The organism is Streptomyces sp. SID14436 (genome assembly GCF_010548465.1).
Lineage (GTDB): Bacteria > Actinomycetota > Actinomycetes > Streptomycetales > Streptomycetaceae > Streptomyces.
In genome coordinates this window covers 1-6,559 of record NZ_JAAGMD010000897.1, presented here as the reverse complement: position 1 = coordinate 6,559, position 6,559 = coordinate 1, and the positions used below count along the sequence as shown (strand labels likewise).

Below are 6,559 nucleotides of genomic sequence, written 5' to 3'. Positions count from 1 at the left end.
GCGGCGCGCACCTCGTCGGCGTACCGGGCCGCCGCGTGCACCGGCGGCAGCCCGGGCGGCCGGGGCTCCGGCATCACCCGGCGCGGTCCGGTGCGGTCCAGCGCCGTCCGGCACCGCGGGCACAGCACCGCACGGGGTCTGCCGCACCCGCCGCATTCGGGCGGGAGCACCAGGTCGGTGAGGTCCTGCCACCAGGCGCGCATGAGGCCACTGTGCCCCGGCCCACCCCGCCCGGCCAGCCCTGTGGAAAACCCCCCGCACGATTCCGGGCCGGCTCCCGCGGGCCGGAACCGCTCACCCCGGATAGACCGGGGCCGTCCCCTTCGTGATCTTCTGCCACTGCGACGCCGACGGCAGCCGGACGATGCCGTCCACCGAGTACGCCACCAGGGGCACCTTGTCGTCCGGGGAGGCGGTGACCGCCTTGACGCCGGTGAGGGCCGCGGGCTGCTGGATGTCCGGGGTGGACCCGTCGACCTCGACGTAGCGCATCTGCTCCACGCCGCCCTTCTCGCGTCCGACCACGACGAGGCGGCTGTCCCCGGTCCACGACATGGCGGTGACCTGCTCCAGCTCCGGGGCCGCGGAGCGCAGTTCCAGCACAGTGACCGGCGAGCGTTCCGCCGTGCCGCCGTCCGGCCTGCTCCGCTCGATCCGCCCGATCAGCAGGGAGCGCCGGTCGCCCTTCTCCACGACGAGCGCGATCCGCACGCCGTCGGCGGCCACCCGCACCGACTGGATCCGGCCGTCGAGCCCGGGGGTGCGCACCTCCATCGGCTCACCCGCGCCGTCCTCCAGGAGCAGCAGCCGGGGTGCCGCGGGATTGCGGTCCGCCACCCACAGGCCGCCCCGGGCGTCCCAGCTGGGGGCCGTCAGCCGGTCGGCCTCGGTCCTGCCGGTGCTGCGCAGCACCGGCTCGCCGAGGGAGCCGCCGGACACCAGCGACCCCACGTACAGCGACTTGCCGTCGACGGCGACGCCGGCCGCGGTGTGCTCGTCCCAGGCCACCGCCACCGAGCGCAGCTGCTTCTCCCCCTCGCCGAGGGCGCCGGGAACCGGTTCGGGTTCGGTGTCGTCGGAGCCCGCGGCGATCCGAACCGCCCGCTGGTCCCCGTCGAGGAAGTACAGGTACTCGGGGCTGTGCAGGGAGCCGCGGGTGGCCACGGCCTCCGCGCTCTCCTGGGCGAGGGAGCACAGCTCCTTGTCGCCGGAGCGCAGTTCGACCTCCTCCACCGCGGGCGTGGGGCTGCGGACGGTGAACAGCAGCTGTGCGGCCATCTCCTCGCACCGGCTGGTGCCGACCTCGGCGGCCTTGTCGTTGAGCGGGACGACCAGCCGGCCGCGGTCGTCGGGGGTCAGCGGGCCGGCGCCCTTCGCCAGCGCCGTGCCGGTGGGGAAGCTGGAGCGCACGACCGGGTCGAGCCAGGTGGTGGGGCCTGCCAGGAGGGACCGCACCATCTGGGTCGTGGGGTCCACGTGGCTGCGCACGTAGACGGGGTCGGCGACCGCCATGGGCGGCCCGTTGCGGGTCGTGCCCGCGGTGTTGGAGGCGAAGTAGAACTTGTTGACGGACATGTAGTTGCGCTCGAAGTCCGACTGACCCATGACGACGCCCTGCGGCACGATGTCGATCCGCCACTGCCGTGTCTCGGCGTCACGTATGAGACGCAGCAGCTTGTTGTACTCCCCGGAGGACGGCGAGAACGCCTGCTGCGCGTCCACGGTGGCGACCTCGCGGCCGGTCAGCGTGAAGGCGACGTGCTCGTCGTCGTCCTGGACCGGGGCGCGGGCGGCGGCGTCCGGCCCGTCGGCGAGCACGGTGGTGGACCGTTCCGGCTGCCAGTTCTCGGCGGCCCTGGGCGTCAGGTACATCCGGGCGGTCTTGTACTGCGGGTCGTCGCTGGTCAGCGCCTCCAGGAAGCCCTGGACGATCTGTGTGGGCGTCGCGTTGTCGCTCGGCGGCATGGCGAACACCCGGACCTGGGCGTCGCGGCGGGGGGTGGACTCCACGCCCCGCAGGTCGCCGTTGTCCGGCATCGACGCGCAGCCGGCCAGCAGGACGGCGCTCCCCGCGGTGAACACCGTCGCCCGCCTCGTCGTCCACCGGCCGCGCCGCACGCGCTCACCGCCGCCCACGCGAAGCCTCCTCGTCCCTGGTGCGGGCCCTGTCCCCGTCGTCGTCGTTGCCCTGCCCGTCCCCGTCGTCGCGCGTGCCGTCCGGGGCCGCGGCCGTGTCCCGGGCCGTGCTCCGGGTGGAGTTGCCGTTCCCGGCGCCACGCGGTCCGGCTGCCGGGCCGTGCGGTCCGGGACCCGTCGGGGTGCCCGGTCCGGGATCCGTCGGGGTGTCCGGCCCGGGGTCCGCCGGGGTGTCCGGCTGTTCCGGTTGTCCGTCCGTCCGGCGGGCGGCGGGGGCGGGGCGGGAGACCACGCGCGCGCCGTTGCCGGGCAGGGCCGTCGGGTCGGCCGTGGGCGGCTCGGCGGCCGTCCGGGGCACGAGCGGGTCCCGGGCGGCCTGGGCCTGCCCGGCCGCCTGGGGCGGCTGCACGGGCACCGTGGCCCGCTTCTCGCCGTCGCCGCCCCGGGGCAGGCCGGCGTCGTCCAGTCCGCGGTTGCGCCGCGAGTCCTTGGGTTCCAGGGCGATCGGGGAGCCGCGCAGCGGCTCGTCGGCCGTCCTGGGGAGCGTCAGCCGGAACTGCGACCCGCCGCCGGGCTCGCCCCACGCCTGGAGCCAGCCGCCGTGCAGCCGGGCGTCCTCCAGGGCGATGGACAGCCCCAGGCCGGTCCCGCCGGTGGTGCGGGCCCGGGCCGGGTCGGCCCGCCAGAAGCGGCTGAAGACGCGGGTGGCCTCGCCGGGCTTGAGCCCGACGCCGTAGTCCCGGACGGCCACCGCGACCGCGCCCCCGGCGGCCGCCAGGCGCACGACGACGTCCTTGCCCTCGCCGTGTTCCACGGCGTTGACCACGAGGTTGCGCAGGACGCGTTCCACGCGCCGGGCGTCGGCCTCGGCGACGACGGGCTGCTGGTCGCCCAGGATCCTGATGCGGGTGCCCTTGCGTTCGGCGAGCGGTTCGGCCCCGCCGACCACGCGCCGGACGACCTCGCGCAGGTCTATCGGCTCCGCCTCCAGTGCCGCCGCGCCCGCGTCGAAGCGGCTGATCTCCAGGAGGTCCGCGAGCAGCGACTCGAAGCGGTCCAGCTGGTCGGCGAGCAGTTCGGCGGACCGCGCGGTCACCGGGTCGAAGTCCTCGCGGGCCTCGTGGATGACGTCGGCGGCCATCCGCACCGTGGTGAGCGGCGTGCGCAGCTCGTGCGACACGTCCGACACGAACCGCCGCTGCATGCGGGACAGGTCCTCCAGCTGGTTGATCTTGAGCTGGAGGTTCTGGGCCATCTTGTTGAACGCCTCGCCCAGCCGGGCGATGTCGTCCTCGCCGGTGACCTTCATCCGTTCCTGGAGGCGTCCGGCGGACAGCCGCTCGGCGATCCCGGCCGCCATCCGCACCGGGGTGACCACCTGCCGCACCACGAGCCAGGCGATGGCCCCGAGGAGGACGACGACGAACAGTCCGGCGGTCGCCAGGGTGCCCTTGACCAGGCTGAGCGACTTCTCCTCCTGGGTGAGCGGGAAGAGGTAGTACAGCTGGTAGGGGTCGCCGTTGGGATCGTTGACCTGCTTGCCGATGACGAGCCCGGGCTGGGACTCCTCACCGTTGAAGTAGACGATCCGCGTATAGCTCTGGGCCGCCGCGGTGTTGCCGTTGACCCGTTCCCGCAGGGCCGCGGGCACGCTCTGCGCCGGGTCGACGTGCCCGGAGGCGCGCGGTCCGCGTCCGCCGCCGCTCTCGTCGCCGGCCGGCAGGGTGACCACGTCGAAGGCGCCCTGGCCGCCGCTGGAGAGGGACTCCACGAGGTCGCTCATCCACTGGATGACGCTCGTCGGGCGGGCCCCGTCGACCGTGGTGGCGTCGTCGGTGACGCTGGCCGCCTCGTCGGACTTCTGCTTGGCCACCGCGAACCCGCCGGTGGCCTGGCTCTGCGACGCCTTGACCTTGGCGTCGAGCAGGCCGTTGCGCACCTGGCCGATCACCACGAAGCCCAGCAGCAGGACGACGCCCATGGACATCAGCAGCGTCGTGGCGACGACCTTCAGCTGGATGTTGCGGCGCCACAGCCGCATGACGGGCAGCAGCGGCCGGCGCACCCAGCGCATGAACAGCCGGACGACCGGGCTGCCCTGGACGCCGCCCTGGAGCAGCCCGCTCTCCAGCAGACGGCTCCAGCGGGAGCCCGTCGTCCCCCGGCCGACAGGCCGCCCCGGACGGCCCCCGGAGCGGCCGGACGCCGAAGCGGCGCTGTCACCGGACATGTCAGCTCGGTCCTGCCTTGTACCCGACGCCACGGACGGTCACCACGATCTCCGGCTTCTCCGGGTCCTTCTCGACCTTGGAGCGCAGCCGCTGGACATGCACGTTCACCAGCCGGGTGTCGGCCGCGTGGCGGTAGCCCCAGACCTGCTCGAGCAGCACCTCGCGGGTGAACACCTGCCAGGGCTTGCGGGCCAGGGCGACCAGCAGGTCGAACTCCAGCGGGGTCAGCGCGATCGACTGCCCGTCCCGCTTCACGGAGTGCCCGGCCACGTCGATCACCAGGTCGCCGATGGCGAGCTGTTCCGGTGCCGGCTCCTCCGACCTGCGCAGCCGCGCGCGGATGCGGGCGACCAGCTCCTTCGGCTTGAACGGCTTCACGATGTAGTCGTCGGCACCCGATTCGAGGCCCACGACGACGTCGACCGTGTCGCTCTTGGCCGTGAGCATGACGATGGGTACGCCGGACTCCGCCCTGATCAGGCGGCAGACCTCGATGCCGTCCCGGCCGGGGAGCATCAGGTCCAGCAGCACCAGGTCGGGTTTGGCCTCGCGAAAAGCGGCCAGCGCCTTGTCGCCGTCGGCTACGAAAGACGGCTCAAAACCCTCACCACGCAGCACAATGCCGAGCATCTCGGCCAGTGCGGTGTCGTCGTCGACGACAAGGACTCGTCCCTTCATAAACGACATCATCCCATTAGCTCATCGTTACCTGGCGTGACCTGGCGCACAGCTCGGCCAGGGCCTCGGTGGTCACGGGCGACACCGCGCCCTCTTCGGTGACGATCGCCGTCACCAGTTCCGGTGGTGTCACGTCGAACGCCGGGTTGTACGCCTGGGTCCCCAGGGGTGCCACCGGGATCCCGCCTCCCGCCTCCACTCCGGCCACCGGCACCTGGGGTGCTGTGATCTCGGTCACTTCATGACTGGAACGCTGCTCGACCTCGATGGCCGCCCCGTCCGGCGTCGTCGGATCGACCGTCGTCACGGGTGCCACCACGATGAACGGCACATGGTGGTACCGCGCGAGCACCGCGAGCGGATAGCTCCCCACCTTGTTCGCCACCGAACCGTCGGCCGCGATGCGGTCCGCCCCGACGAGCACCGCGTCCACCTCACCCGCCGCGAACAGCGATCCGGCCGCGTTGTCGGTGAGCAGGGTGTACGCCATGCCGCAGCGGGCCGCCTCGTACGCCGTCAGGCGAGCACCTTGCAGCAACGGGCGCGTTTCGTCCACCCACAGGCGCCTCAGCCGTCCCGTCCGGTGCGCCGCGAGGGCCACCGCGAACGCCGTCCCCTCACCGCCCGACACCAGCGAACCGGTGTTGCAGTGCGTGAGGATCCGGTGCCCGCCGCCGGGCAGCATCTCGTCCAGCAGCGCCAGCCCGTGCTCGGCCATCCGGGCGCTGGCCTCGGCGTCCTCCCGGTGCAGCTGCCGCGCCGCGGCCAGCGCCGCCCCGGCCGCCTGCCGCGGATCCCCGGTGCGGGTGAGCGCCGCCCGGAACGCGTCCCGGGCCCGGTGCACGCCGACCGCGAGGTTCACCGCGGTGGGCCGGGCACTCTCCAGCGCCGACGCCGCGTCGTCCACGTCGTAGCCCCGGACGGCGGCGAGCGCGACGCCGTACGCCCCCGCGATGCCCAGCAGGGGCGCCCCGCGCACGGCGAGCGAACGGATCGCCTCCACCAGGGCGGGCGCGTCCGTGCAGACGAGTTCGACCTCCTCGGCGGGCAGCCTGGTCTGGTCGAGCACGACCAGAACGGGCCCTTCGGGTGGCTCGTCCCAGCGGATCGCCGGGATCTCGGTCGGCCGCTGGGGGTCGCCGCGGTGCGCGTACTGATCAGCCATGCCGCCAGTCTGCCCCCTGGGGCGCGGACAATTGAAGGTGTGCAGGTCCGACCTCGCCCGGACCGGGCACAACCACCCCATGGCACGATGGCTGCCACACTGCCGCCGCACCCGCGGACGGGCACCGTGAAGGAGCGATGATGAACGACACTCCGGGCTGGGCCTCGCCCGGATCCACCCCGTCCGACGGTCAGGAACCGTCCGCGTCCGGCCCCGCCGGGCAGCCGGCGCAGCCCGGGCAGCCGGACCGGACCCCCGACGGACCGGGCGTGAAGTGGTCGAAGGAGCAGCCGCCCCCGAGCCAGTGGTCCGCGCCCACCGGCCCGCCGGGCGCCCCGGACCACGGCCA

4 protein-coding genes and 2 pseudogenes are annotated in these 6,559 nt (G+C 73.8%); 1 reads left to right on the top strand and 5 read right to left on the bottom strand.

The features are described from left to right. The 5 genes and pseudogenes from G3I53_RS33005 to mtnA all read right to left on the bottom strand — a co-directional run. Positions 1-203 (bottom strand): annotated as a pseudogene (locus G3I53_RS33005) (ComF family protein); the annotation flags it as partial. A 91-nt stretch (positions 204-294) separates the two neighbouring features. Next, a complete protein-coding gene (locus G3I53_RS33000; protein ID WP_164339035.1) occupies positions 295-2,037 on the bottom strand; it encodes an LpqB family beta-propeller domain-containing protein in 1,743 nt (580 codons plus the stop codon). Positions 2,038-2,122: 85 nt separating this feature from the next. After that, positions 2,123-4,366 carry an MtrAB system histidine kinase MtrB gene (gene mtrB, locus G3I53_RS32995; protein ID WP_239064232.1) on the bottom strand — a complete coding sequence of 748 codons (2,244 nt, stop codon included), beginning with the start codon at positions 4,364-4,366 and terminating at the stop codon, positions 2,123-2,125. A 1-nt stretch (position 4,367) separates the two neighbouring features. Then, positions 4,368-5,057 (bottom strand): two-component system response regulator MtrA, encoded by a 690-nt coding sequence (gene mtrA, locus G3I53_RS32990; protein ID WP_009188938.1) that lies wholly within the window; start codon positions 5,055-5,057, stop codon positions 4,368-4,370. A gap of 4 nt (positions 5,058-5,061) precedes the next feature. Next, positions 5,062-6,210 (bottom strand): S-methyl-5-thioribose-1-phosphate isomerase, encoded by a 1,149-nt coding sequence (gene mtnA, locus G3I53_RS32985; protein WP_164337705.1) that lies wholly within the window; start codon positions 6,208-6,210, stop codon positions 5,062-5,064. Between the two features lie 140 nt (positions 6,211-6,350). Between mtnA and G3I53_RS32980 the strand changes: the two are divergent. Then, positions 6,351-6,559, top strand: a pseudogene (locus G3I53_RS32980) (hypothetical protein); the annotation flags it as partial.

Bases quoted from the DNA above. Each gene is read 5' to 3' on its own strand.
- G3I53_RS33000 (WP_164339035.1), bottom strand. From the start codon at position 2,037: ATGCCGGACAACGGCGACCTGCGGGGCGTGGAGTCCACCCCCCGCCGC.
- mtrB (WP_239064232.1), bottom strand. From the start codon at position 4,366: ATGTCCGGTGACAGCGCCGCTTCGGCGTCCGGCCGCTCCGGGGGCCGT.
- mtrA (WP_009188938.1), bottom strand. From the start codon at position 5,057: ATGATGTCGTTTATGAAGGGACGAGTCCTTGTCGTCGACGACGACACC.
- mtnA (WP_164337705.1), bottom strand. From the start codon at position 6,210: ATGGCTGATCAGTACGCGCACCGCGGCGACCCCCAGCGGCCGACCGAG.